This window comes from Marinifilum sp. JC120, assembly GCA_004923195.1.
Classification (GTDB): Bacteria; Desulfobacterota; Desulfovibrionia; order Desulfovibrionales; family Desulfovibrionaceae; genus Maridesulfovibrio.
Window position 1 is genome coordinate 109543 of the sequence record RDSB01000010.1, and the last position, 25684, is coordinate 135226.

A 25684-nucleotide genomic window follows, 5' to 3' on the forward strand; every position below is an offset into this window, starting at 1 on the left:
AGGAAGACACAATCAATTACTCCTTTTAATCAATTACCCTTTCAAATTAAATTATATATTTTACCATTAGCCAGCTTAGCTATAATATAGAAATCTTTCTGCTTGACTTCAAACGGCTTAGCCTTAATATATGAACAGTTGTTCACATATTAACATATCGAGTCAAATCATGACAAATAATTCAGATTGCTGCACCGGGCACAATCCCACACTGGGAGCGGTAGAACTAGTCGAAGCGAAGAGTTGTACCTCGGAAACACTGGATGAACTGGCTGCAACCTTCAAAATCCTCGGAGAGCCAGTCAGGATTAAAATCCTGCACGCCCTCTCCATAACAAATCTTTGCGTCTGCGATCTTTCAGAGCTTTTGGGAATGACTCATTCAGCAATTTCCCATCAGCTTAGACTATTACGAACTGCTCGCATGGTCCGGTTTGAAAAAAAAGGACGAAGAGCCATCTACAGCCTTAACGACAAACACGTGGAAATAATTATGCAGACCGCTCTGGCCCACATGCAGGGAGACGGTTGTGATATTCCGCAAGGAGATAAGAAATGATCGACACTATTCTGACCATCGGGCACGAATCATGGGAGGTTTTGCTCCAATCTGCGCCCTTCATGCTCTTGGGCTTCTTTATTGCCGGACTACTCAAAGCTTTTGTAGGTCCGGAATTCATTTCCAAAAACCTCGGTTCCGGCAAGACATCTGATGTACTCAAAGCCTCCATCCTCGGGGTCCCCATCCCCCTGTGCAGCTGCGGAGTAATTCCTGCCGCAGCTCAACTCCGTCAGCAGGGAGCAAGCAAAGGTGCTACAACCTCCTTCCTTATTTCAACCCCTGAAACCGGGGTGGATTCCATCGCAGTCACCTATGCCCTGCTCGACCCGGTAATGGCTATTTTCAGGCCCTTTGCTGCTTTTTTTACCGCTGTTGTAGCGGGCATCATGGTAGACAGAAATGAAAAGAAAAACGGTAACAACAAAGAAGCTCCTAAACTGATCCCGGATGCAGTACTACTCCCCAAAATGGAAGATACTCAGGAATCTTCAGGCTGCGGATGCGGTTCCCATGACAATAATGCGCATGATCACGACCATGGAAGCTGCGCTGATTCCGGTTCCGGTTGCGGTTGCGGACACAGTCATAACGATGATCGCCCGGATTCATTCTCCGGCAAGCTGTCATTCGGCATGAAGTATTCCTTCGGCAACCTGTTGCAGGATATCGGACTATGGTTCATCGGCGGGGTCATACTGGCTGGAGTATTCGGTGCGCTCATCCCGGACGGGTTTATTGAAAAAAACCTCGGTGATGGATTCCTCCCCCTGCTGATTATGCTGGCGGCAGCGATTCCTCTCTACGTATGCGCCACCGCGTCTACACCCATTGCAGCGGCATTGGCCTTGAAGGGCCTTTCTCCCGGTGCGGCACTGGTCTTTCTGCTGGCAGGTCCGGCCACAAATGCAGCCTCTTTCACTGTAGTAGCCAAGCTGCTTGGCAAGCGATCAGCTTTCATCTACCTCGGCTCCATCATCGGCTGCTCACTTGTACTGGGAATGTTTGCCAACTGGCTCTATTATTCACTTGGACTGAGCATTACTGACTGGGTCCAATCCGGTCAGGAAGATACACATGGTTTATTCTATACCATCTGCGCACTCATTCTGCTTGCCTTAATCGCCGTTCCCAAGGTAACAGCATTAGTGAAAGGTGAATCATTGCACGGGCATTCACACTAACTACCCCGTAGGTGAGAACAGGAGCAAGATATGACAGGTGAAGGCGTCGAAGCTATAATCATAATGCTGGTCATCATATTTGCCATTTTTAAAATGGTAAAAAGAACTGGAAACGGGCTGGGACAATCCTACTTCCGGGACAAATCTGAAGCGGATAAAAAAGAGATGGACAGCAATGAATAAAAGTAGTGCCGGAATTGAAGCGCAGTTGGAAGAACTGCGCGGATCGGAAAACTTTATCGGCTTTTGCGCCTTCGACCTTTTCCTTGATGACGATGAGTCAAAACGCAAGGACGGGGTACTCAAAATATCGCGCCACAACCTGACTCCGGAAGCAGGGTTTCTTAAGTTCACATTCATCGTGGATGTTTACGGAGATAAATTGATCCGCAAGCAGGTGTTAGACCTTTTCGCACGTTTTCATGACAATGAATTAAAATCCGAAACCGACCCGGATTTCATGTACATCAAGCCCCCGGAACCAGCTTCCCAAAAAGACCGGGCTTGGTTCATCGGCGAGGTATTCTTTCACTTTGACTCAGCAGAAGGCTCATCAAAGAAAAATGTGTACCGCTTCTTCCTGCCATTCCTGACCCTGCGCTTGCCCCTTGAGTTCAGCGATCTGCAATGGTGGGAAACAGAGGAAGAGGTGACAGAACATAAGAAGTCTGCCATTCAGACTATTACTGAATTTATTAAGAATAAATTCTAGGCGAATACTGAAAATGTCGCAGCTTATTTGCCATTGCTTTGGGTATACGTCAGAGGACATTGCAAGTGATGTGCTTAAAAATGGAAAATCGACAATTTTTGAGCGCATCATGAAAGAGAAGCAAAATGGAAGATGCCATTGCGCTATCCAAAACCCCAAAGGTCGTTGATGTCTCCCGGACATCCGCCAGTTGGTGGACCAGATATCTCAATCAGAAAACATCCAGCTCTCCACTGAAAACAGCCCATTTAAATAAACGAAAAATCCCCTGCGGCATCTGCAACAGGGGATTTTTTTTAATATCTTTGTAAAATAAAACTTAGAAATTAAAGCCGATCAGCTCGCGAATTTCTTCCATGTTTTCTTTGGCCTTGGCTTGTGCCTTGGCTGTGCCTTCGTGGAGAATATCCCAGACAAGCTGCGGATTTTCATCCAGATGACGACGGCGTTCCTGCATGGGTTCAAGAAATTTAGCCATATTTTCGGCCAGCAACTTCTTACACTCTACACAACCGCGGGTTGCGTTGCGACAGCCTTCCTCGATCTCAGCACAGGTCTCAGCATCGGTAAGCAGCTTGTGGTAGGGATAGAGGTTACAGACTTCAGGATCGCCCGGATCGGACTTGCGAAGCCTGTTCTTGTCGGTGAGCATGGACATAACCTTGGGCTTGACCTCTTCCATAGGTTCGCCGAGATAAATGCCGTTGTTATAGCTCTTGGACATCTTACGACCATCCAGACCGGGAAGCTTTGCGTCTTCAGTGAGCAGAGCGTTTGGCTCGGGGAAATATTCACCGTTCAGATGGTTGAAACGGCGGGCGATCTCACGAGCCAACTCCAGATGAGGAAGCTGATCCTGTCCAACAGGAACCTGCGAGGGCTTATACATAAGAATATCAGAAGCCATAAGTACAGGATAACCAAGAAAACCGTAGGTGTTCAGTTCCTTCTGAGCGAGTTCCTGCTTGATTTCCTTGTAAGTGGGGTTCCTTTCCAGCCAGCCCAGCGGGGTCAGCATGGATAGGATCAGGTGCAGTTCAATATGCTCCTTAACCTGGGACTGGTGGAAAATCACACACTTTTCAGGATCAAGTCCCGCAGCAATCCAATCCTTGACCAATTCAGGAACAAAGCCCTGAATCTTGCGGGGATCGGAATACTCACTGGTCATTGCGTGCCAGTCGGCAACAAAGAAATAACATTCATTGTCTTCCTGAATCTTGACCCAGTTGACCAGAACACCAAAATAGTGTCCCAGATGCAACCTACCGGTGGGTCTCATGCCTGAAACTATGCGATTGTTTGTCTTACTCATTTTAAAAATCTTGTATGCTTGGCGGTCCTAATGAACCAGAAAATTATAGAAAAAACTCATGGCCGGACTGATTATCCTGCCGAGCAGTCCGAGCATTGCCAGCACGATTACAATTACGAATCCGTACCGGAACGACATAAACTTGAATGCGGCCTCACGGGGCAGAAATCCGGCCAGAATCTTACTCCCGTCCAGCGGAGGGATGGGCAGCAGATTGAAAAAGCACAAAGCCAGATTGATAATAACACCCGCATTGGCAATCATCACCGAAGGCTCAAGAATCTTGAGCATCAGTGGTGACAGACCATTCACATCAAGTGAAAGAATCACCTTTACGACAATTGAGAACATTACCGCAAGTACCATGTTTGCCGCCGGACCGGCCAAAGCAACAATCATCATATCCCGCTGCGGATTTTTAAAATACATGGGATTGACCGGAACAGGCTTGGCCCAGCCGATCATGCGAGTCAGCACAAGGGCAAGGGTTCCCATCGGATCAAGATGCTTGATTGGATTCAAGGTAAGGCGTCCGGCCTGCTTAGCCGTAGGATCACCTAAAAGGTACGCGGCAAAACCGTGAGAGGCTTCATGGCAGGTAATTGCCAGAAGAAATGGTAAAGCAAGGATGCTTATTTCTTTGATTGTATTGGCGATATCGAACATGGATTGTGAGCTTGTTCGCTTTTTAGAAGTGATAAATGGCAGGCCAGGAGGGATTCGAACCCCCAGCATTCGGTTTTGGAGACCGACGTTCTAGCCGTTGGAACTACTGGCCTGCATTTATGGGCTTGAGACATCTCTGCCGTCAAAGCCAAGCGAGTACTAGCACCCTCATATAGGTTTGGCAAGTAAAAAAGGAGCCTATTTTCATAGACTCCCTAAAAAAGTTTAATTATTTTAGGACTCAGCCAACAAGAATGGAACCGCAAATCAGCCTAAAGCCTGCTCCACCTTTTCCTTCAACTCGCTCAAATCAACGGATTTCACCACATAATGATCTGCCGCTATGGATTTCATGTCATGCTTGAAGCTGTCATAGGCAGTGCTGAGGATCACCGGAAGTTCCTGATCCTTCTGCCTGATCTCCTGCAAGAGATCCAAACCAGAACGGTTGATACCAAGCTTGATGTCCAGAATTACGAGATCGGGACTCTCCCGGCCGATAACCGAAAGTATATCTTCGGTACCGTCAGAAGTAGCCACAGTGTAACCTCCGGCCTCAAGCTCTTCCCTGTAGAGCATCCGTATATGTTTTTCGTCGTCAACGACTAAAATTGTTTTCTGAGCCATATGCAACTCCTTGAAAGTCGTTTTTCATTATTAACAGTTTAGTTCAATATTCAAGCTCGGGTCAACATTTATAGGCTTTTTTTTCATCTATGCGCCATTTAGATTGCACACGTCTAATTCATGTCTTAAACCTAACCCATACTAACAGCGTTTTCCCGTTCTGGCTGCATTTTTTTCTATTTTTCCTCGATTGTAACTTTAAGAGACAAAATTCTATCTCGTTGAAGTAGGAAAAGCTTGATGAAAACGCACTTAAACGCTAAAGCCCTAAGCCTCGGACATCATCATATCATATAATAAAGAAAAAAGGAGTCTGCCCATGGTAATTGTCAAAATCGAACCTGAAGGCCAGACAGTAGAATACACAAAACTTAAGACAGTCCTGCAATTACTGAACAAACAGGGGCTGCATCACACCGACACACTGGTCATCCGCAATGGTGAACTGCTCACCCAGGACGAATGGATCAATCAAGGCGATGAAATAACACTCAGAAAAGTAATTTCCGTAGGGTAATAATATGAAATGCAAGGTATGCAAAGAAAAGGCATTTGTTGCACTGCCCAGTCACAACGCCGCGTTCTGCAAAGAGCATTTTAATGCTTTTTTCATGAAGCAGGTTGCTCAGGGTATCAGAAGACGCAAGCTCCTTGAACCTGATGACAAGGTGCTGGTCGCCCTTTCCGGGGGCAAAGATTCCCTCGGACTCATGTACGCTCTGGCCGAACTTGGTTACAATGTGACCGGGCTGCACATTGATCTGGGAATTTTCGAATCATCCATCAAAGCCCGCTCCGTGGTGGAAGATTTCTGTAAAGATAAGGGCTACCCGCTGCGTATTGTGGAACTTGAACAAGAAGGCGTACCCATCCCGCTGATCAAGAAGCACATCCGCCGCCCTATCTGCGCCATCTGCGGTAAATTTAAACGCCATTATTTCAACAAGGTTGCCATTGAAGAAGGCTACACCGCTCTTGCCACCGGACATAACCTTGATGACGAAGTTGCGCGCCTCTTCGCTAACACTCTGCGCTGGGATCAGGGATATCTTTCTGATCAGGGTCCGGTGCTGCCTGCGGAGAACGGCTTTGCCAAGAAGGTAAAACCTCTTTTCCGGGTCACTGAATATGAAAGTGCCATATTTTCATTTTTGGCAGACATTCCCTATCATCACCTGCCCTGCCCCTACAGCTCCGGAGCCAGTTTCACCGGACACAAGCTGCTCTGGCGGGATATGGAACTACGCAGTCCCGGCACCAAACGAGCTTTTTACAAAGGATTCCTTGATCGCGGTCGTCCCGCATTCTCCGCCTTGGAAAAAGAAGAAAAGGATTACGTGATCGCACCCTGCACCGAATGCGGTTACCCCACATCTGCCGGAAAATGCAGCATTTGCAGACTTAGACGCCAGTTGCAGGAATCCATTGAGCAAGAATCCATGGAAACAGAAAAGGCATGAGCAACCCCAAGGTTTCGGTAACCATGCCCTGCTACAATTGCGAGTCCACTGTGGGCGCGGCAATTGAAAGCATTCTCGGCCAGAGTTACGAGGATCTTGAACTTGTTGCCGTAGACGACGGTTCAGCAGACAACACCGCCGAAATACTTAAAAAGTACGCATCCCGTGATTCACGATTGAAACCGCTATTCCTTGAGCATCAAGGTGTGGTAGGCGCAGCCAATGCAGCCATAGAGGCTGCTTGCGGAAGCTATATAGCACGTATGGATGCTGATGACTTGGCCCTGCCGCAGCGCATTGGAAAGCAGGCCGGACTGCTGGACCGCGACCCTGAAACCGGACTGACTGCCTGTCGGGTAGGTTTCGGCGGGGACCGCGAAAAGAACGGCGGTTACGCCCATTACGTGGACTGGATTAACACCCTCGTCGGTGCAGATGAAATTTCCCTGAACCGCTTTGTGGAATTTCCTTTTGCCAATCCGTCCATCATGATGCGTAAAGAACTCATTCAGAAACACGGCCCTTTCAGGGATGGAGATTTTCCCGAAGATTACGAACTAGTCCTGCGCTGGCTGGAAGCCGGGGTAAAGATGCGTAAGGTGGATGAAGAGCTGCTCATCTGGAATGATCCGCCGGACCGGTTATCACGCAATCATCCTAAGTATACAATTGAAGCCTTCTATCGCATTAAAAGTAGTTATCTATTCAACTGGCTGCAAAACTATCTCGGGCCCAATCCCAAGGTTGGCATAATCGGCTCCGGACGCACCTCCCGCAAACGATATAAAATGCTTGAGAGCCTCGGCGTGGAAACGGCCTTCTACGTGGATGTGGACCCGCGCAAGGTAGGCATGCTCATCCACGGCAAAAAAGTCCTGCACCGTGATGAAGTCCCTCCGGCGAGAGATACTTTTTTGCTTTCCTACGTAGCCAGTTGGGGCGCACGAGATGAGGTTGCCCAATTTCTGGATACACGCGGTTATATGATGGGGCGGGATTACTTGCTGGTTTCGTAAGTATTTTTAAATTGAAAAATTATCTAAGCAGGTCCGGCATGCAAGCTGAATGATTTGATAACCTGCTCTAATAATGCATCTGCCTCACTCTTGAACTTACTGAACTTTAGGCCGATAGAGACATTGGTCGAGCCGCTGACCACATTACGAACAACCCCAACTCCACTAATCTCGGGTCCGTCACCATTCATCTTGAAAGCAAAATCAGCCGTTAAATCTTGTCCCATATTAAAGAAAATATTCCCATCAGGAAGGGTGAATGATATCCTCCCTCCACCTTTTGAAATATCTTTAAAGACTCCCTGCAACTCTGTGCCTCTAAAAAGAATGCGTACTGGTTGAAAGCATTCAACACGCTCATTCTTTCGTAAACTAACCTTCTCAAAGGACTCAGGATAGCTCAGATAAAGAATAGGGTAAGGATACTTCATAACTCTGGTCACCGTTGAACGGAACCCGCATATAAAGCAGCCCTTGCATTTTGCTCGAACAGTTACGTCTGGATCATCAGCCAAAATCCGCTGATATTCTCTTTCTCTTAACGCTGGAAGCCATACAGAAAGAAATACACCAGATTTAAAACCAACAACCTCCCCCCAAAGACGCTCCTGAGTCGTAAACAATTCAATGTTGACACTCTCGCCCTGCTGAAGCCCAAGATTGTCCAAAGAACCACACGAAAGAACTGAAAACTTAGTATTGCCTGCAACCATTAATTAAGCCCACCATAAATAAATCGATCAGCGATAATTCCCCTAAACTAAAAGCGGAATTAGTATACAACTTATAACGACCAAAAACAAGGCTCTACATAGCCACATACCGAATAATCTTTATATTATAATCTCAGCGCAAGTATTTTAGCACTCATTTTATTGTCAATCACAAAATCTTCTTCATAATCCCGCAACAACGCATCATCATATCAATCAAGCGCTAATCAGACTCTGACAACTCATGCCCTCCTGATATTTTAACCCTGTTTCAACAATACTATTTTTAATCATCACCTTGGCAATATTCCTTCCCGCAGGTTATAAGACTGATAAGAATCTAATCTGACTCCATCCATCAACAATTTAAATGGGAGGTCCGGGAAATGACTGGTAATCGATATTGGACAAAAAGAATTGCTATATTTTTAAGCGGTCTGCTCCTGTGCCTTGGACTTGCCGTATCAGCAAACAGTGCTTCACAACCGACGGTTTCAAACGATACAACGCAACTCCTGCCGGTCGTAGAGGAATTCAAGGAGCTGATTGAAAACGATCCGAAACTATTTATGCTTTTTACACAGATGTTCGAGATGGTGCCTGACACGCCGAAATTCAAGAAAGATCCGGCAGGTAATCCGCAAATCCGCAGCTACGTTCAAATGTTGCAAAAACTGAGTGACATTTCACAGCAAGCACCTGAATTCAACGAAACCCCTATGGTGGGTTTTCCCATCAATTCCATTTTGAACTGGCCCATGGGCACCTCAGCCGGAACAAGTGCTTTTCTCGATACACGGGTCAATGCCCAGCTAAAAAAGATACTCAACCAGTGGGCAGTATTCCTCGGATCTCCGGACTCCCGTTACGTACTCAGTGACAATCCCAAAAACGGATGGTTTGGGCGTGATGCTCAAAAGGCCATGCCGGGATTTGCAAAAGACTTCATCTGCGACCCGGACAAGCCATACCACGGGTTCGCCTCATGGGACGATTTTTTCACCCGCCAGTTCCGCAAAGGACGCCGCCCGGTTGCCGCCCCCAACGATAAATCCGTTATTGCGAACGCCTGCGAATCCGCCCCGTTCAATCTGGCTAGAAATGTTAAACTGCGGGATCAATTCTGGATAAAAGGTCAGCCGTATTCGCTCTACCACATGCTTGACGGCGACCCGCTGGCCGCCAGATTCGAAGGCGGAACCATCTATCAAGCTTTTCTGAGCGCACTCAGTTACCACCGCTGGCACAGTCCGGTCAGCGGCAGGATCGTAAAGACAAAAGTGATCGACGGGTCATATTACGCCCAGTCCCCCACGGTAGGATTTGATCCGGCCAGCCCCAACAGGTCTCAGGGCTACATCACCCAGGCGGCGGCCAGAGGGCTTATCTTTATTAAAGCGGATAACCCCGACATAGGTCTAATGGCAATCATGTTTGTCGGCATGGCGGAAGTCTCTTCTAACGAGATAACTGTTTACGAAGGCCAGCACGTAAAAAAAGGCGATCAACTAGGCATGTTCCACTTCGGCGGCTCAACACATGTGCTCATATTCCGCCCCGGTGTGAATCTCTATTTCGATCTGCGCGGTCAAATACCCGGTCTCGAAACGAAAAACATTCCGGTACGCTCCCGCATAGCCACTGTCCGTTAAATCTTGAAATCACGCCCAGAATTCCAACAAAAAAAGCCTCGGCGCAATTGTGCCGAGGCTTTTTTTGACCTTGCTGCAAAATTACCCCAGCACAGCTTCGCTCACCTGCTCAGAAATCGCAAAATCAGCATCAAATTCCAGATCACCAATGGCAGTAACCGGAATCATGCCGCCCAATGAATTGAGGGCATAGACGTGATCAAATTGATCGACCTCAACAAGCTTTATCTTTGCGCTTTGAATCTCGATATATTCAGAAGCAACAGTCTGGGCCGTGCCGGGAAGTTTATAATCAGTCTGGGACTCGAAGAAGGTCCCGCCTTTTCTAAAAAGCAAGGAAGCGAAGGAGGATTCAAGCACATTACCATCAAAATCCTGCAATAAAGCATCATCAAATCCATCAGCCAAAGCATCCTGCCATGCATTCAGATAATCCATGCGATTGGTGGATTTGTGAGCCATAAGCGGAGAGAGAAAAATATGTGGGCACGGCTTTAGAGTCCAAGTGCGATTCGTGATGTACTCAAAAGGGGCCGCGCAAACTATGGGCAAAGTACTGCCCTGTTCAACCGGAAAAAATATATTCACCCGTGCAAATTTATTATCCAGCCCATTTGCTGATAACACTTCACGGATGATGGGATTGTAATCCAAAGCCTTCTCAGTAATATTAAATTCAGCAAGGCTCTTGCGCGCCCGCTGAAGATGCAAATCCAAATGGCAAATTTTGCTGCCGTTCCAACAAATGGTCTCGAAAAAACCGTACCCGGTTCTGAAAGCGAGCTGGGCAAGATCAAGGCTGACCGTATCTTCGATGAATTCACCATTCCTGAAATAAATCATACTGACTCCGGATCAAGGATTTTGCCAGCTTTGGCAATTGTTTCCTTGTACTCCGCTTCGGGGTCGGAATCAATGACAATGCCGCTTCCGGCCCAGTAATCGAGTTTCGTGGTTTCCCGGTCATAGACAGCAGTTCTGATGGGGATCGATGAAACCATATCCTGTGGGCCATGAATAAGCACGATACTGCCGCAGTAAGGCCCACGCACGTGCGGTTCGAGCCTATCGATAAGCTCCATGGAACTTTTCTTAGGACATCCGGTAATGGACCCGCCGGGAAAAGCATTCAAGAGCAGGTCGATGCAATCCCGTCCTTCTGCCAGCTCCCCGCGTACCCGGCTGAACATCTGCAACAGATTATCCACCGCAAATACGGACTTGTGATCCTCAACAACCACCGATCCATAACTACAGTCAGCGGAGATATCATTGCGGATCAAATCCACAATCATGGAAAGTTCGGAGTCTTCTTTTATAGAATTTTGGAGCGAGTAAACCTGCTCTTCGGAATATTCATCAAAGCGCAGAGTTCCTTTGATGGGTTCCGAAAGCACCCGGCCCTGCTCCACCCGCAAAAAAAGTTCCGGAGAAGTAGAAACAATTACTTTTCCACCGCTGCTAAAGAGCGCGTAGTAAGGTGCGGGATAACGTTTATGCAGCCCGAAGAACCAAAGTACGGGATCAACTTTCCCACCATCCATGGTTAAACGAGTGGTCAGGTTCAGCTGATAGGTGAGGCCATCCCGGATATATTCAAGAGTGCGGGACACTCCATCTTCATACCCCTGTTTATCAAGGGACATACAAATATCGCCTTCAGCAAAAGACGGCAGTTTAACATCAGGAATTGCTTCAGCTTTCTGTATCGAACCCTCAATTACTAATCGATAAGCTTCGTTAGTACAGAGTGATTTCAGGGAAGATTTACCACCGTCATGAACCAGTACCGCGCGGTACTTTTTCAAATGCAATAGGGGAAACTCAGCATCCTTATTGCTTCCCACCCCGCGCAATTTATGTCCAAGCTCATAAGAAAGATAGCCAATAACGGGGCCGTCTCCGGCAAAACAGAATGCCTTCATTTTTGCAGAAACGTCTGCGCCGGAGATATCGGACTGGAGAACAAGTTCACCCTGCGGCTCAATGCCCAGATAGCTCATGCATGAATCAGGAAAATTCGGTGAACCTAGCAACACATCCGCTTCATGCTCACGCACGAAATGGAAAGCGATTTCCCGGAACCGCTCGAAGCTACAGGAGTCCGAAATGATGGAGGGCGAATTCAATGAAAACTCCGGGTTGCTCGGTTAGAAAAGATTCCGGGTGAAACTGGTAACCCAGCAGGGGCAAATTTTCGTGGGCCACTGCCATAGGAACCTGAGCACTGTTCTTGCTGAGTAATTTCAATCCCCGTCCCAACTCATCACAATAAAGAGAATGATAGCGGGCCACGGCCAAATTTTTACCGACAAAATCAATGCGCTCGGTGCGGCCGTGAAAGCAGCCGTCCAGCCTTGCGGTGCGACCGCCGAAGTATTCATTAAGAATCTGCATGCCGAGACATATCCCCAGCACAGGCAGACCGGATTCGATCACCAGCTCATAACCCGGATAATCAGCGGGGCATCCGGGACCGGGTGAAATTATGATCAGCTCGTATACGCTGAGATCAAACGCAGCCTCCCCACCCAATACTTGCGCATAAGAAAATACCGCAATCTCCGCCTCCGCAATTTCGCGGGCCAAAAGATGCTCAAGGTTATTGGTAAAGCTGTCGTTGTTATCTATGAGAAGTATATTCATGGTCTGTGGCGGGTATTTACTTCATCGCCTGATCGGGCACAAGCATGATATGAAGATTCAAACTGGCTATGTTGCGCTTACACGGCTCAAAATGTATATGTACGAATAACCATACAAAATCCCTCCCCCTAATAAGGATTCCAAAGGAGATTATCTGTTCCACTCTCAATATCCGTAAGACTCGAGCATAAAGCTCTCGCCTAACGGCTATAGGCCTTTGGCCGCCGGAGGCGAAATCTCATATCCAAAGCGCGTAGCGCATCATATCCCTTCTTGGAGCAAAAATGGACTGTATATCAAAAAGAGCCTGTGAGATCACCCCGTTCTTAGTCATGGACATTCTGGAAAAAGCGCAGGAACTGGAACGGCAGGGCCGCAGCATCATCCACATGGAAATCGGTGAACCGGATTTCGACACCCCGGAATGCGTCAAACAAGCCTCCATCAGAGCCATGGAATCCGGCGAAACCCACTACACCCACAGCCTCGGTATCCCGGAACTGCGCGAGGCCATCAGCAAATATTATCGAGAGACTTACGGGGTGGACGTTGATCCGGGCCGGGTTATCATCACCCAAGGCACCTCCCCGGCAATGCTGCTGCTCTTCACCTTTATTTTAGATCAGGGCGACAACATCATTGTTTCCGACCCATGCTACGCCTGCTACAGCAATTTTATTTCCTTTTCAGGAGCCGAAGCCAACTCCATCCGCACCTTTGAAGAAGATGGATTTCAGTACAGACCGGAAGCAATTGAAAAAGCAATCAATGAGCGCACCAAGGCCATCCTGATCAACTCGCCCTCCAATCCCACTGGAACTCTGCTTTCCCCCCAGCGGATGGAGAAAATAGCCAAGATGGGACCGTGGATTATCTCCGATGAAATTTACCACGGCCTTGTCTATGGTGAAAAAGAACACACCATCCTTGAATACACGGACCACGCATTCGTGCTCAACGGTTTTTCCAAACTTTTCGCCATGACCGGATGGCGGCTGGGCTACATCATCGCCCCGGAAAAATACGTGCGCCCCATGCAGAAGCTCTGCCAGAACTTCTTTATCTCGGCCAACTCCATGGCCCAGCATGCCGGGGTAGCCGCACTGACCGAATCATGGGACGAGGTTAACCGTATCAAGGGTATTTATGATGAACGGCGCAAGTTCCTGATCCAGCGGCTGCGCGAGATCGGCTTTGATCTCAAAGTGGAACCCACTGGAGCATTCTACGTGCTGGTCAACATGAAACACCTTGCGGCAAAATTCGAGGGAAGTTCCCTCAAGCTGGCTTTTGATATCCTCGAAAAGGCGGGAATCGGAGTCACTCCGGGCATTGATTTCGGTGAAGGAGCCGAAGGATTTATTCGTTTGTCTTACGCCAATTCAATGGAAAATCTAGCTGAAGGGATGGATCGGTTGGAGAGGTATGTAAAAGAAAACAGCTAATTCCCAGCTGCTATAGATTTAACCCAAAAAGCTCTACGAGTTTTCCGCTGGGCTTTTTAATTTGATGGAATATATTACACCTATGGGCTATATTCAGGCACATGAAAAAGTACCAAAAAAATAACGGCTTCACAATTCCAGCTTATATCCTCACTCTCTCCTTTCTCGCTGCCATGTGGCAACTATGGCACTACGCGCCGATGCTTCCCACTGAAATAGTGACCAAATTCGGTAATGGAGGTAGGCCGCAGGAATACGAGTCGTCGTCTACATTTATAAACCAAAACTTTCTTTTATACTGTTTTCTTACCGGATCAGCTCTGTTGTTCCGTTACTTCGGCATCAAGTTCCCGGACAAATTCGTAAACCTGCCTAACCGTGAATATTGGCTGGCCCCGAAAAGAAAAAACAAAACTTACAGGCGACTTACAAATTTCGTCTACCTATTTTTTGCCAGCACAATATTATGTAGCCTATCCATGACGCAGTTAATAATTGATGCCAACCTCTACCTAGGCACACCATTCAGCAACCTGACGGCCATGATGTTCATTCTGTCATATTGCGCTATTGTTTGCGGCTTGTTGATTTATATATTTCGTAAATTCAGAATTACAAATTCCCAAAAGAACTGATAAACGCTTCAATTCCAGCAGGTACATCAACCTTACACCTCTTACAATCTCTGACCACCCGCTTCAGGTATTCACGAATACTGCGCGCATCATCGTTTTTCCCCTGCGCCAGAAACAATCCGTGCAGAACAGGATAGGCTTCCAGCACAAAGCGGTACTCCTTGTCATCATACCATGCTTACATGGCCCGTTTGATGGGTACAATTGGGAACGTAAAAACTATCGTAGCTCATGGTCAGCCCTTTGGAGAGCAACTCCGGGAGATGAACATAACCCGTACCCACTCCCCAATAAATTCGGTCTCATCCTTAACCATGGAACAGATAGCGGCGTAGTTCATGATTGCTGCTTCCTTAATAAAAATTCCCACCGACGCATTCAACGCCGATGGGAATATAAGTAGCCTATGATCCTATGTTTCTCAACAATACGATCAGTTTTATTTCTGTAACCTATACTTCAACCTTCCCGCCGACCTTCTCCATCTTGATGAAGAACATGAGCAGGGCCGGGATCATGAACACGGTGAATACAGTGGACAAGGCCAGACCGCCGAGTACTACCGCTCCGAGTCCGCGATACAGTTCGGAACCGGGACCGGGTGCGATTGCCAGCGGGAGCATACCGAAGATGGATGTTGTGGCTGACATGTAGATTGGGCGTAGTCTTGAGCGGGTTGCTTCAAGCACGGCCTCGCGGTGCTCCATGCCCTCGTTACGAACGTTGTTCAGGGACTGGTGCACGATAAGAATCGCGTTGTTAACAACAACCCCGATCAAGATAACGAACCCGAGCATGGTCAACACATCCAGCGGCTGCGGAGCGATGAACAGGTTCTCCAGCTTCAGGCCGAGGAAACCGCCTGCGCCCGCAAGAGGCACGGTCAGCAAAATGATGACCGGGTAAATGAAGTTACCAAACAGGGCCGCCATGAGCAGGTAGGTAATGACCACCGCCAGCAGGAAGTTCCACTGCATGGCCTCACGAGTCTGAGTCAGCTTATCAGCCGCACCGGACATACGCACGTTTACGCCGTCCATGAGCCCCATTTCCTTAACCTTGGGAATAAGCTCGTTCTGGACAATATCCATAGCCTGCTCAAGAGGCATACTCTTGGGCGGAGTGATCTGCAAAGTCACGGTCCTCTGCCGCTCAAGATGGCGGATCTGGGTAATACCGTAGGTCCGCTCCAAATTGGAAAGGGAAGATACCGGGACCGCCCAGCCTTGCGGGGTTGCCACAAGGGATTCGTAGAGGTCTTCCGGGGTACCGACCCGATTTTCCGAGGCCATGAGCTTCAGGTCAATCTTCTTTTTACCTTCTTCTTTAAAATCACCGATCTTACGGCCATCCATAAGCACATCAAGTGCCTCACCTATTTCCTGACTGGTCATGCCTGCCGCGCGCAGACGGTCACGGTCCGGCACGATACGCACTTCAGGGTAAAGCATTTCAAGTGACGGGATGGGACGAACCTGCCCGCCGGGAATAGCCTGCCGCGCCATGCCGAACATGGTTCCGGCAGCAGCCATAAGTTTAGGTAGTTCCGGTCCGCTGAAATCAACAGCGACCATACGCCCTTTACCTAAACCTGTTTCAAAAATGGAAGCCTGAATACTAACCCCGAACATGCCCGGAATTGAGTTCATGATGCGGTTAAAAAGCGGAATCATAGCCGCTGGGCGATCCTCGTCCTTAGAAATGGCACCGAAGAGGTTAATATCCGGGGCAGAGACGTAGAACAAACTCTCAACCTGTGGGAATCCGTCCTTTTCCGCTTCCATATACGGCTTGGTCTGAGCAGCAATATATTCGCCGATTGAATCGCGTTCTTCAAATGAAAGCCCCGGCGGCGGGATGAGGATGGACAGGACCAGGTTCCTGTTACCCTGCGGCAGGTATTCCATTTTCGGAAAAAATGAAATTACCAGCAAAGCTGAGGCCGCTACGAGGATGGCGACGGTGGAGAGCCTTGTGGCCCAGTTACGGATAGCGAGGCTGAGCAGCCCCATAATTCCATCAGAAAATTTAGCCCCGATTCCGGTCAAAATGTTCTTTTTAACTTTCTTCGTGCGCTTGGAAAATGAGTAAAACTGCTTAGCCAGCATGGGAATAACTGAAATGGACACAAACAGGGAAAGCGAGATAGCGCAGGTAACCGCAATGGCGATATCCTTAAACAACTGACCTGCTTCCTCTTCGATAAATACAACCGGAAGGAAGACTGCAACTGTCGTCAGGGTCGAAGCCAGAACCGCGCCCCAGACCTCACTGGCCCCGTCATAAGCAGCCTTATATGGCGACTTGCCCATGCCACGGTGACGGTCAATATTTTCGAGAACAACAATAGCGTTGTCCACCAGCATACCGACCGCAAAAGAAATCCCCGACATACTGACGATGTTAAGCGTCCTGCCCAAGCCGCCGAAAACAATAAATGAACCGACCACGGAAATTGGAATAGCAATAGCGACGATGACAGTTGCGGAAAGGGACTGCAAAAAGATGAGCAGCACGATAACCGCCAGCACACCACCGATAATGATGTTCTGCTTTACGAGATCAATTGCACCGTTGATGTACGGGGCCTGATCGTAAACCCAGTCAAGAAAAACACCTTCCTTGGCAAGGACTCCGGCATTAAGTTCTTCCACAACCGTACGTACGTTCTTAGTCACTTCCAGAACATTGGAACCGGGCTCCGGCTTAACCCCGACTGCTATGCCGGGAATACCGTTGTGAAGCATCGCCACAGTACTCTTCTCAAACCCGGAGACAACCCTGCCGACATCAGCAATGGTTACCCTTTGCTGACCGGAGGAAGTAATTACAACACTCTCGATCTCTTCAGGACTTTTGAACTCCGAAGTGGTGCGGATACGGTAATCACGACGCCCCACGCCGAGGTTACCGGCGGAAACGTTGGCGTTCTCGCTTTTAAGAACCTGCGTGACCTTGTCGATGGTCAGGTTGTAGGCGGCCAGCTTTTCCGGCGCAATAATGATGTGCATTTCCTTTTCAGTACCGCCGCCGATGAACAGGTCCGCGACACCGTCCACGCGCTCAAGATACTGACGCACTTCATCTTCAAAGTAAGTAGCAAATTCATTAATATGATGCTTATTCTCAGGCAGGGTCCGCAGGATCATCCAGATTACCGGGGAAGCCGAAGCACCTGTGGCAGAAATAACCGGACGGTCTGAATCCGAGGGATATTTCTTAACCTCGTTTAACTTGTTGGAAACCCTGAGCAGTGCATCATCGATGTCGGTTCCGATCTTGAAACGCAGGGAAATCCGGCCAAAGCTGTCAAAGCATTCGGACTCCATTTCCAGCAGTCCAGTGACACCTTTGAGTACTTTTTCCTGCTCCTCAATGATGTCACGCTCAATTTCATAGGGGGTTGCCCCAGTCCACGAGGTTACAACTGTAATTTCCGGTTCGGTCACTGACGGTGAAAGCTGATACGGCAGACCGGAAAGGGCCAGACCGCCGAACAGAACCAACAGGATAACTCCCACCAGCACCGAAACAGGTTTTTCAATTGAAAATTTAACAAAATCCATGAATTACTCCGGCCCGCCGGGCTATTTATTATCGATGACCACGGACTGACCGGGCCTGAGTCTTTCGTTACCTTTGGTAACTATGTCCATTCCGGCCTTGAGACCCTTGCCACGCACTCCGGCATTCATTCCTTTAAAGCCGATAACCTGCACCGGGAAGGGCTGAGCCTTACCGTCGACAGCTGCAATGACCATGGTGGTTCCACGTAGGGTGATGACCGCATCACGGGGAACAACAACCGTCTCGCTTGCGATGCCGTTGGGCAGGGAAACACGCGCTTCCATACCTTGGGCAAAACGTTTTTTGCCGTTAATCCTGATTTTTACCGGAAAAGTTCGGCTGGCAACATCACCACTCTGAATAACCGCAAAGACTTCGCCCTTATACTCATTCCCACCGGCAGTAATACTGACGACAAGACCGGGCTTGACCACTTGGGCAACATCCTGCGGTACGTTGACCACAACATCGTAACTGGTGTTCATACCCAGCTTGACCACATCGGCACCCACTGAAAGCCATTCACCGAGGTAAACTGTGCGCTTAAGCACAATACCGTCAAAAGGGGCACGAATCGTTTTTTTAGAAAGCTGAATCTGCAAACGACGGAGCTTAGCCTGCGATGAGGCAAGTTCGCTTTCCATAGCAATAGCTTTGAACCGCTTGGAATCGTACTCCCCTTCGTGAACGGAGCCGCCTTTAAAAAGTTTGGTGATGCGCTGCGAATCGCGCTTGGCAAGATCATAATTAGCCTTGGACTCAGCATAGGCAGCTTTAGCAGCACGAATCTCAGTATTAAGCAGGTCGGAGCTGAGTCTGATCAACACCTCGCCCCTCCTGACAATGTCCCCTTCCTCCACATCTACCCTGACGATTTTGCCGCTTACTTCGGATGCAACATCGGATGTTTCGGAAAAGTACACAGTACCAATATAGGAAGACTCAGGTGCAACCTGTCCGGCAAAAGACTTGGAGGTAACCACATTTGCTGGCGGCATCTGAGGCGCCTTTTTCTCAGCAGCGAATGCTGGGCAGGCAGAAAGTACGAAAATCAAAAAAAATATTATCTGGTGCATAGATCGGCTCCGATATGAATTATAACTTTATTTCTGACGGCCACACATTACGTGAGATCACAATATAGTCAACTGAGATTTAATCTCATTAGCATATGCAACTGCTCACCCACTCAACCAAAAGTATGAATTATAAAAACTGCACTTGGACAAATTTATAATTTACTCTCCTGAAAACAAACTGGCATTTTTGATCAACATCAAAATTTATCCCCAAGCACAAAAATGAATAAACTATTCGCAATTATTATACTTTCAGCATTGTTATTAACAGCAGATCCATCGGCTGCCCTGACCATACAGAATAAATGTAAATATCCTGTTGCGGGATCAATCACTGTTGCGGAAAGCAATGTAAGTGTGGCTCAGTTCAGGCTTATTCCCGGTCAAAAGAAACACATGCTCAAAGGTTTTAACAAAATGCAGCTCATAGTGCGCACCATCCCGGATGTATACGACCTTGAAAAACTCAAAATAACCTCTACCGAAATCAACAACCCGGACAGCCACATAGAATTGAAACAATCACCCAAGGGCATTAAGTACAAAGTGGAATAAATTTCCCGGCCCACAACTTTCCAACAAAAAAGCCCTCCCCGCGCATGGCGTGGGGAGGGCTTAATACTTTCAGACTTCAATTATTACTGGGTAAGTCCTTTCAGCTACTTACTACAGATTGGCGAGAATAATCTCACCGAACTCTTTACAACCGACCTGTTCGGCTCCGCTGATCTGGCTTGCCAGATCCACAGTAACTCTTTTGGCCGCCAGAGATTTTTCAACCGCATTCTTAATCAGAACCGCGGCTTCGCCCATATCGTTATTTTCCAGCAGCATAGCACCGGAAAGCAGAATACTTCCGGGGTTTGCAAGGTCTTTACCGGCGATAGTCGGTGCTGTTCCATGGGTTGCTTCATAAATGGCAAGCTTGTCACCCATGTTTACGCCCGGGGCAAGTCCAAGTCCGCCAACCTGTGCGGCAAGCGCATCAGAGAGATAATCCCCGTTTAGGTTGGTGGTCGCTACCACGCTGTACTGCTGGGGACGCATGAGCAACTCCTGAAACATGGCGTCGGCAATGCGGTCATTGATGACAACCTTTCCAGCTGCATCTTCGCCCTCTTTGACAACCTGCCCGGCATAATCTTCCTCAGCGAGATCGTAGCCCCACTGACGGAAACCGCCCTCGGTAAATTTCATGATATTGCCTTTGTGTACCAGAGTCACGGATTCGCGATTCTGGTCAATAGCGTAATCAATGGCCCGGCGCACCAGACGTTTGGAACCTGCGGGAGTGATGGGCTTGATGCCGATCCCGGCAGTGGGATCAATTTTGGCACCCATTTCATCAACCAGAAAATCAATTACCCTTTTAGCTTCGGGAGAAGCAGAGCTCCACTCGATACCGGCATAAACGTCTTCGGTGTTTTCACGGAAAACCACTATGTCCACCAGATCGGGACGCTTGACCGGAGATTCTATCCCTTCAAAATAGCGAATGGGACGAATGCAGGCATAGAGATCAAAAACCTGTCTCAAGGTTACGTTGAGGGAACGGATTCCTTTGCCTACCGGAGTCTGCAAGGGACCTTTGATAGCCAGTTCCGCTTTGGCGAGAGTGTCGAGAGTTTCCTGCGGGAGATATTCTCCGGTGGCTTCATATGCTTTTTCACCGGCAAGGAGTTCAGCCCATTCAATTTTCTTTGCACCGGAGTAGGCTTTTTCAAGTGCGGCATCAATTACAGGACGGGCGGCACCCCAAACTTCCGGGCCGATACCGTCACCTTCAATGAAGTATACTTTTTTTGTAGACAAAATGATCTCCTTAAATCATGAGCACAGCTCCGGTTCCTTACGACTGTGCAATGGATAATACTAGGCAGGGCTGGACGGATTTTTTCGAGTTATTGCGTAAACTGAAAAGAGGAACCGGATGACGACCGTCCGCGGGCTGGACAAAAGGCAGGATTGTATCTGCATTTCTGGATTCAGGCAGCAGATATACGATGTTCTTGCAAAAAAGTAAAGATAGAGACTAAAACTACAGAGCAGCACAGCAGAGTTCGCAAAAAAAGCAAACAAAGAAATATTAATCAAAACGAAGCTGGTTCAACAGTACATAATTCACAATTCAGACAAAACGAAAAGGGAGGCCCGATGTTTCGGACCTCCCTTTCTGAGTGTATTGAACTCATCTGTGATACTAGCCACCGATGAGCTGCATTGCCATCCTGGGCATACCGTTTGCCTGGGAAAGCATGGCTACTGCGGCCTGAGTGAGGATCTGGTTCCTAGTGAACTCAGTCATTTCAGTCGCAACGTCTACGTCCGAGATGCGTGATTCCGCTGCTTGAACGTTTTCAGCCTGGATTGAGAGGTTGGTAATGGTGTTTTCCAGTCTGTTCTGGAGAGCACCGAGGTTTGCGCGAATCTTATCCTTGGATATAATCGCATTATTCAGCTTATCGAGAGACTCCTGAGCCATCTGCTGCGTGGAGATGGAGTTGCCTGCGGCAAGGCCAACACCAAGCGCGGAAGCTGTGGAGGTACCGATTGAGACGTAATAATAATCCTCAGCACTGTCGTTAGCGGTACCAAAGTGAACCTTGACCTTACCGGTTGACCTTGTGCCAGAACCATCATGAGCCCCTGAGATATTACCGTTCAACAGGTGGATTCCGTTGAAGTCAGTAGCATTCGCGATACGGGTAATTTCTGAAGCCATTGCCTGATATTCAGAGTCAATAATAAGACGCTGGTCAGAGTTATAAGTACCGGTTGAGGCCTGAGTTGCAAGTTCCTTCATACGGATGAGCTTTTCATCGATAACACCGAGAGCTCCATCAGCAGTCTGGATCATGGAGATGGCGTCGTTAGCATTACGGATACCCTGATTCAGGGACTTAACATCCGCACGCATGAGTTCGCGAATTGCCAGACCTGCGGCATCATCAGCTGCGGTTCCAACACGAAGACCTGAAGACAGGCGACGGGTTGAAACACCGAGGTTACCATATGATTCCTGCAAGTTACGGCTAGCATTCATGGCCATCAAGTTGTGATTAATTACGAGCGACATAATAATTCCTCCTTGAATTATTTAGAAAATTCGCCTGAGTGGGTCCTTCCACTCCGACCTTTTACTGGTTTGATTAGTCAGTACAAAATCCGCTTGAATTTCTACTGCATAAAATACCCTCCGGAACAGTTCGAGAAACGGCCTACAGCCTTTCAGCCCGGATAAACACCGACACATCACCTTGAGCATCTTCGGGCATTACCTGCATATGGACTCACGCAGGTGTCCGCTTAATCTTTGGTTAAGACTCGGGACTCCTTAACGAGTCCGCGACTCTGTACAGGCCCGGTCATACGGCGGCGATTCTCACATGTCCCGTTATGGGAAATATTCTCTACACGGGGTAACTCCGCACATTACCAACCTCCGAGAACCACACTCGACCAAATGCCTTTGTCTGCTCATGAAATCATCGGTATATTCTCCAGACACACCCCCTTATTGATTGGATAGAGATTTACTCTGCTGCTAGAAATGCAATGGGCGTGCCTGTCCTTCCTGAGGCGTTTATTTATTAACCAAAAGAATACACAAGACGCCGTTTAGACAGGTTTTTTAAAAACAAAGATTTCTTAATCTAAAAAAATAAATGAAAGGAAATTAAGGTCAGGAGGAAAGATCTGCCCTACATGAAGAGGAAATAATTTCCCAATCAAACGGGTCAGAAATAGTTTACAGGATAATCTTTCGAATATATGACCAAAAAAAGACCAGCAAAATAAAGACCTTTAGTGGAGCGAATAAATATTCCCCATGAAAATACGAAGTATTCACAGGCTTAATAGCCGGATAAGAAATTATCTCTGCCTTTTTCTAACCATATTCATTGCAAGTTCGCTCTGCTCAACAATCCTCTTCTTTTGGTCTGTTTCCAATGAAGTGGACAATAGAGCATCCACGTGGGCCAACTATCTGGTAGAAAGGGTTTCATTCTTGGAAAACGTAGTTACCTCCCGGGCAACTTTTGACCATGGGTTATCCATATTAAGAGTTACCCCGAAAGGAGAGGTCGTTAATACCCGGCCTTTTCCCATCGAAATAAAATCCATTGCAAAATCTCCTATTTTCAAAAGAGTAAAAGACTTCCAGCCGGGGCAATCACTGCTCATAAGACAGCCGGAACCGGGAGAGGAAGAATCGAGACATGATAATATCTATCTTATCCAGAGGCTGGACCACAGCTTTGCCATAGCAAAAGTTCCATCAGAGAGCCTGCTTCCTGTTTCCCCCAACAAAACGGAGTTGTACGTAAAGGATAGAAACGACAACTGCCTTTATCACACTGCAAACAGCCACTTTACCGACGCTTACCAGATGGGCAGTCTATTTTTTTCCCATTTCCACGTTTATTCATCCGCAAAGGCCGAAGTCTCCAATTTCGGGGGGGTATCAATAACTGTTGCCAAAGACATCTCCACTGAATTCTATGCTGGACTGCTCCTGATAACATTTACCGCGATATGCTTGGCCATATTAACCAAAAGGTCCGCCTTCCTGACCTGGGATCTCGAAAAGAATGAACAGGATTTTATCAGAATCAACAACTTGCTAAAAAGGGTAGCAGCCGAGCCGAATGAAAAACTGCCCCACCTATCGGCAATCGAGCATACCGCACAGCGCATTCGCGAAATAGATTGGGAAACCGAAGCCCGCAAGATGTCATTTCTGGAAAACAGAAACTATATTACTGCCACAGCCTTCTTTTCCGGCAAGATCCTCAAACTGCTTGATGAAATATCAGCCCACTCACAAATGCTTGCCCATTCAAGGCAGGAATATAAGGATCTGATTCATACCGCTCGCAGCATCATCATGAGAATAGACAGCGAAGGGAAATGCACTTTTTTTAATGAATATGCCCAACATTTCTTCGGATATTCAGACCAGGAAATGATCGGTAACAGCGTTATCGGAACTCTGATTCCCAAAACAGAACTAGGAGAATCCGAACTTGAAAAGCTGGTCCAATCTATAACCAATGCCCCGGAAGACTTCCCAGCCAACACCAACCAGAACATCCGCAAAGACGGAAGTATGACTTGGGTCCACTGGACCAACAGCCCTATATTTAATGAAGATGGTGAACTTACGGAAATACTCTGTGTCGGGACGGATATTACCAAACGTAAAAAAATAGAGACAGAGCTTCAGGATACGCGAAACTACATCCGAAATATTATAGATTCCATGCCCTCAGTAATTATCGGAGTGAACAGTCAATCCCAAATAACCCAATTCAATACTGCGGCCCAAAAAATGGCTGTTATTCCTGCTGATAAAATTGAAGGAACAGAAGTTGAAGAGGCTTTTCCGTCGCTGACTAAATATGCATACAGCATTGCACAGGCGATTGAGAACGGGACGCCTGAAACCGATATCCGAACTCAAGGATTGATCGGACCAAACAGCCATCAGGATATAATCATATACCCGCTGCATGACGGAATGAACGGTGCAGTAATCAGGATTGATGACGCCACCGAGCGGGTCCAGATTGATGAAATGATGATCCAGACCGAAAAGATGATGTCCATTGGTGGTCTTGCCGCTGGAATGGCCCATGAAATCAACAATCCTTTAGGCGGGATTTTGCAAGGTATCCAAAATATTATCCGTAGAATCTCCCCTGACCTCCCAGCCAACATCAAGGCGGCTGAAAATGCAGGATGTTCAATCGATTCTATCATCACCTATATGGAAGACCGCAAGATCGTAAAAACCTTAAACGGAATCACCGACTCAGGAGTCCGTGCCGCCTCCATTGTTTCCGGCATGTTAGAGTTCAGCCGCAAAAGCGATTCACGCAAAGCTCCGGGAGACCTGCGCCAGATAATGGATAAAGCATCTACTCTTGCCACGCAGGATTACAATCCGCAGAAAAAATATGATTTCAAAAAAATTACCATACATAAAGATTATGGTGAAAATCTTAAACAGACTCCCTGCACCGCCACTGAAATCGAGCAGGTATTTCTAAACCTGCTTCGAAACTCCGCCCAAGCCATGATCGACTGGCCGGAAATGGACGAGCAGCCTGTCATTTCAATTAAAATCCGTAATATGCGAGACATGGTCACATGTACGGTTTCAGATAATGGTCCCGGAATGGACGAAATCACCCGCAAAAGAGTATTTGAACCATTCTACACGACTAAGGCACCGGGAAGCGGTACAGGGCTAGGCCTTTCAGTATCATACTTCATCATTACCCAGAACCATCAAGGAACATTTCAAGTGGATTCCACCCCCGGCAAAGGGACCAAATTCACCATCCAGCTTCCAACCGTCCAGAGCTAACAACGGCCCTGAAAATCTGTATAAGATTTTCAGGG

23 protein-coding genes and 1 tRNA gene are annotated in these 25684 nt (G+C 47.7%); 12 read left to right on the forward strand and 12 right to left on the reverse strand.

All coding sequences use genetic code 11. The features are described 5' to 3' along the window. Positions 1–169: 169 nt before the first annotated feature. The 4 genes from D0S45_11490 to D0S45_11505 all read left to right on the forward strand — a co-directional run bounded on the left by D0S45_11490 (position 170) and on the right by D0S45_11505 (position 2624). A complete protein-coding gene (locus tag D0S45_11490; protein ID TIH15285.1) occupies positions 170–559 on the forward strand; it encodes an ArsR family transcriptional regulator in 390 nt (129 codons plus the stop codon). Further along, the gene (locus D0S45_11495; GenBank protein ID TIH15286.1) at positions 556–1743 is read left to right on the forward strand and encodes a permease; all 1188 of its coding nucleotides are present in this window, start codon (positions 556–558) and stop codon (positions 1741–1743) included. The genes D0S45_11490 and D0S45_11495 overlap by 4 nt, the downstream gene beginning before the upstream one ends. Positions 1744–1918: 175 nt before the next feature. Then, on the forward strand, positions 1919–2455 hold the full coding sequence (locus tag D0S45_11500; GenBank protein TIH15287.1) for a hypothetical protein: 537 nt from the start codon (positions 1919–1921) through the stop codon (positions 2453–2455). Positions 2456–2468: 13 nt separating this feature from the next. Then, positions 2469–2624 (forward strand): BFD-like (2Fe-2S) protein, encoded by a 156-nt coding sequence (locus D0S45_11505; protein ID TIH15288.1) that lies wholly within the window; start codon positions 2469–2471, stop codon positions 2622–2624. A gap of 150 nt (positions 2625–2774) precedes the next feature. Here the strand turns inward: D0S45_11505 and trpS are convergent, their stop codons facing one another. The 4 genes from trpS to D0S45_11525 all read right to left on the reverse strand — a co-directional run bounded on the left by trpS (position 2775) and on the right by D0S45_11525 (position 5063). Further along, a complete protein-coding gene (gene trpS, locus D0S45_11510) occupies positions 2775–3770 on the reverse strand; it encodes a tryptophan--tRNA ligase (protein ID TIH15289.1) in 996 nt (331 codons plus the stop codon). A gap of 27 nt (positions 3771–3797) precedes the next feature. Beyond that, entirely contained in the window at positions 3798–4436 is a 639-nt protein-coding gene (locus D0S45_11515; GenBank protein TIH15290.1) for a site-2 protease family protein, read from the reverse strand. 36 nt (positions 4437–4472) lie between these two features. Then, positions 4473–4549, reverse strand: a tRNA-Trp gene (locus tag D0S45_11520). A gap of 154 nt (positions 4550–4703) precedes the next feature. Then, the gene (locus D0S45_11525) at positions 4704–5063 is read right to left on the reverse strand and encodes a response regulator (GenBank protein TIH15291.1); all 360 of its coding nucleotides are present in this window, start codon (positions 5061–5063) and stop codon (positions 4704–4706) included. Positions 5064–5382: 319 nt separating this feature from the next. Between D0S45_11525 and D0S45_11530 the strand changes: the two genes are divergently transcribed. The 3 genes from D0S45_11530 to D0S45_11540 are packed head-to-tail and all read left to right on the forward strand — an operon-like array spanning position 5383 to position 7539. Then, complete coding sequence (locus D0S45_11530; GenBank protein TIH15292.1) at positions 5383–5580, forward strand: hypothetical protein; 198 nt, start codon at positions 5383–5385, stop codon at positions 5578–5580. Positions 5581–5584: 4 nt separating this feature from the next. Beyond that, a complete protein-coding gene (locus tag D0S45_11535; GenBank protein TIH15293.1) occupies positions 5585–6523 on the forward strand; it encodes an adenine nucleotide alpha hydrolase family protein in 939 nt (312 codons plus the stop codon). After that, positions 6520–7539 carry a glycosyltransferase gene (locus D0S45_11540; protein ID TIH15294.1) on the forward strand — a complete coding sequence of 340 codons (1020 nt, stop codon included), beginning with the start codon at positions 6520–6522 and terminating at the stop codon, positions 7537–7539. Before D0S45_11535 ends, D0S45_11540 begins: the two co-directional genes overlap by 4 nt. Before the next feature lie 23 nt (positions 7540–7562). Here D0S45_11540 and D0S45_11545 read toward each other — a convergent pair whose 3' ends face one another. After that, positions 7563–8252 (reverse strand): flagellar brake protein, encoded by a 690-nt coding sequence (locus tag D0S45_11545; GenBank protein ID TIH15295.1) that lies wholly within the window; start codon positions 8250–8252, stop codon positions 7563–7565. Positions 8253–8638: 386 nt separating this feature from the next. Here D0S45_11545 and D0S45_11550 point away from each other — a divergent pair, with 386 nt between their 5' ends. Then, complete coding sequence (locus D0S45_11550) at positions 8639–9904, forward strand: phosphatidylserine decarboxylase family protein (GenBank protein TIH15296.1); 1266 nt, start codon at positions 8639–8641, stop codon at positions 9902–9904. An 81-nt stretch (positions 9905–9985) separates the two neighbouring features. On the opposite strand, the gene D0S45_11555 is transcribed toward D0S45_11550, so the two are convergent. The 3 genes from D0S45_11555 to D0S45_11565 are packed head-to-tail and all read right to left on the reverse strand — an operon-like array spanning position 9986 to position 12550. After that, a complete protein-coding gene (locus tag D0S45_11555; protein TIH15297.1) occupies positions 9986–10747 on the reverse strand; it encodes a class IV aminotransferase in 762 nt (253 codons plus the stop codon). Next, positions 10744–12033 carry an anthranilate synthase component I family protein gene (locus tag D0S45_11560; GenBank protein ID TIH15298.1) on the reverse strand — a complete coding sequence of 430 codons (1290 nt, stop codon included), beginning with the start codon at positions 12031–12033 and terminating at the stop codon, positions 10744–10746. The genes D0S45_11555 and D0S45_11560 overlap by 4 nt, the downstream gene beginning before the upstream one ends. Continuing rightward, complete coding sequence (locus D0S45_11565) at positions 11999–12550, reverse strand: aminodeoxychorismate/anthranilate synthase component II (GenBank protein TIH15299.1); 552 nt, start codon at positions 12548–12550, stop codon at positions 11999–12001. The genes D0S45_11560 and D0S45_11565 overlap by 35 nt, the downstream gene beginning before the upstream one ends. A gap of 284 nt (positions 12551–12834) precedes the next feature. On the opposite strand from D0S45_11565, the gene D0S45_11570 reads away from it, so the two are divergent. Next, the gene (locus D0S45_11570) at positions 12835–13995 is read left to right on the forward strand and encodes a pyridoxal phosphate-dependent aminotransferase (GenBank protein ID TIH15300.1); all 1161 of its coding nucleotides are present in this window, start codon (positions 12835–12837) and stop codon (positions 13993–13995) included. A 101-nt stretch (positions 13996–14096) separates the two neighbouring features. Then, positions 14097–14630 (forward strand): hypothetical protein, encoded by a 534-nt coding sequence (locus D0S45_11575; protein TIH15301.1) that lies wholly within the window; start codon positions 14097–14099, stop codon positions 14628–14630. 452 nt (positions 14631–15082) lie between these two features. Here the strand turns inward: D0S45_11575 and D0S45_11580 are convergent, their stop codons facing one another. Beyond that, the gene (locus tag D0S45_11580; GenBank protein ID TIH15302.1) at positions 15083–18196 is read right to left on the reverse strand and encodes an efflux RND transporter permease subunit; all 3114 of its coding nucleotides are present in this window, start codon (positions 18194–18196) and stop codon (positions 15083–15085) included. 21 nt (positions 18197–18217) lie between these two features. Then, positions 18218–19273 (reverse strand): efflux RND transporter periplasmic adaptor subunit, encoded by a 1056-nt coding sequence (locus D0S45_11585; GenBank protein TIH15303.1) that lies wholly within the window; start codon positions 19271–19273, stop codon positions 18218–18220. Positions 19274–19498: 225 nt separating this feature from the next. On the opposite strand from D0S45_11585, the gene D0S45_11590 reads away from it, so the two are divergent. Next, positions 19499–19831, forward strand: a complete 333-nt coding sequence (locus D0S45_11590) for a hypothetical protein (protein ID TIH15304.1) — start codon at positions 19499–19501, stop codon at positions 19829–19831. Positions 19832–19942: 111 nt separating this feature from the next. Here the strand turns inward: D0S45_11590 and D0S45_11595 are convergent, their stop codons facing one another. Further along, positions 19943–21088, reverse strand: a complete 1146-nt coding sequence (locus tag D0S45_11595) for an NADP-dependent isocitrate dehydrogenase (GenBank protein TIH15305.1) — start codon at positions 21086–21088, stop codon at positions 19943–19945. 388 nt (positions 21089–21476) lie between these two features. Next, positions 21477–22352: a flagellin gene (locus tag D0S45_11600; protein ID TIH15306.1), complete on the reverse strand. Its 876-nt coding sequence runs from the start codon at positions 22350–22352 to the stop codon at positions 21477–21479. A gap of 753 nt (positions 22353–23105) precedes the next feature. Here D0S45_11600 and D0S45_11605 point away from each other — a divergent pair. Next, entirely contained in the window at positions 23106–25649 is a 2544-nt protein-coding gene (locus D0S45_11605; protein ID TIH15307.1) for a PAS domain S-box protein, read from the forward strand. Positions 25650–25684 lie beyond the last annotated feature (35 nt).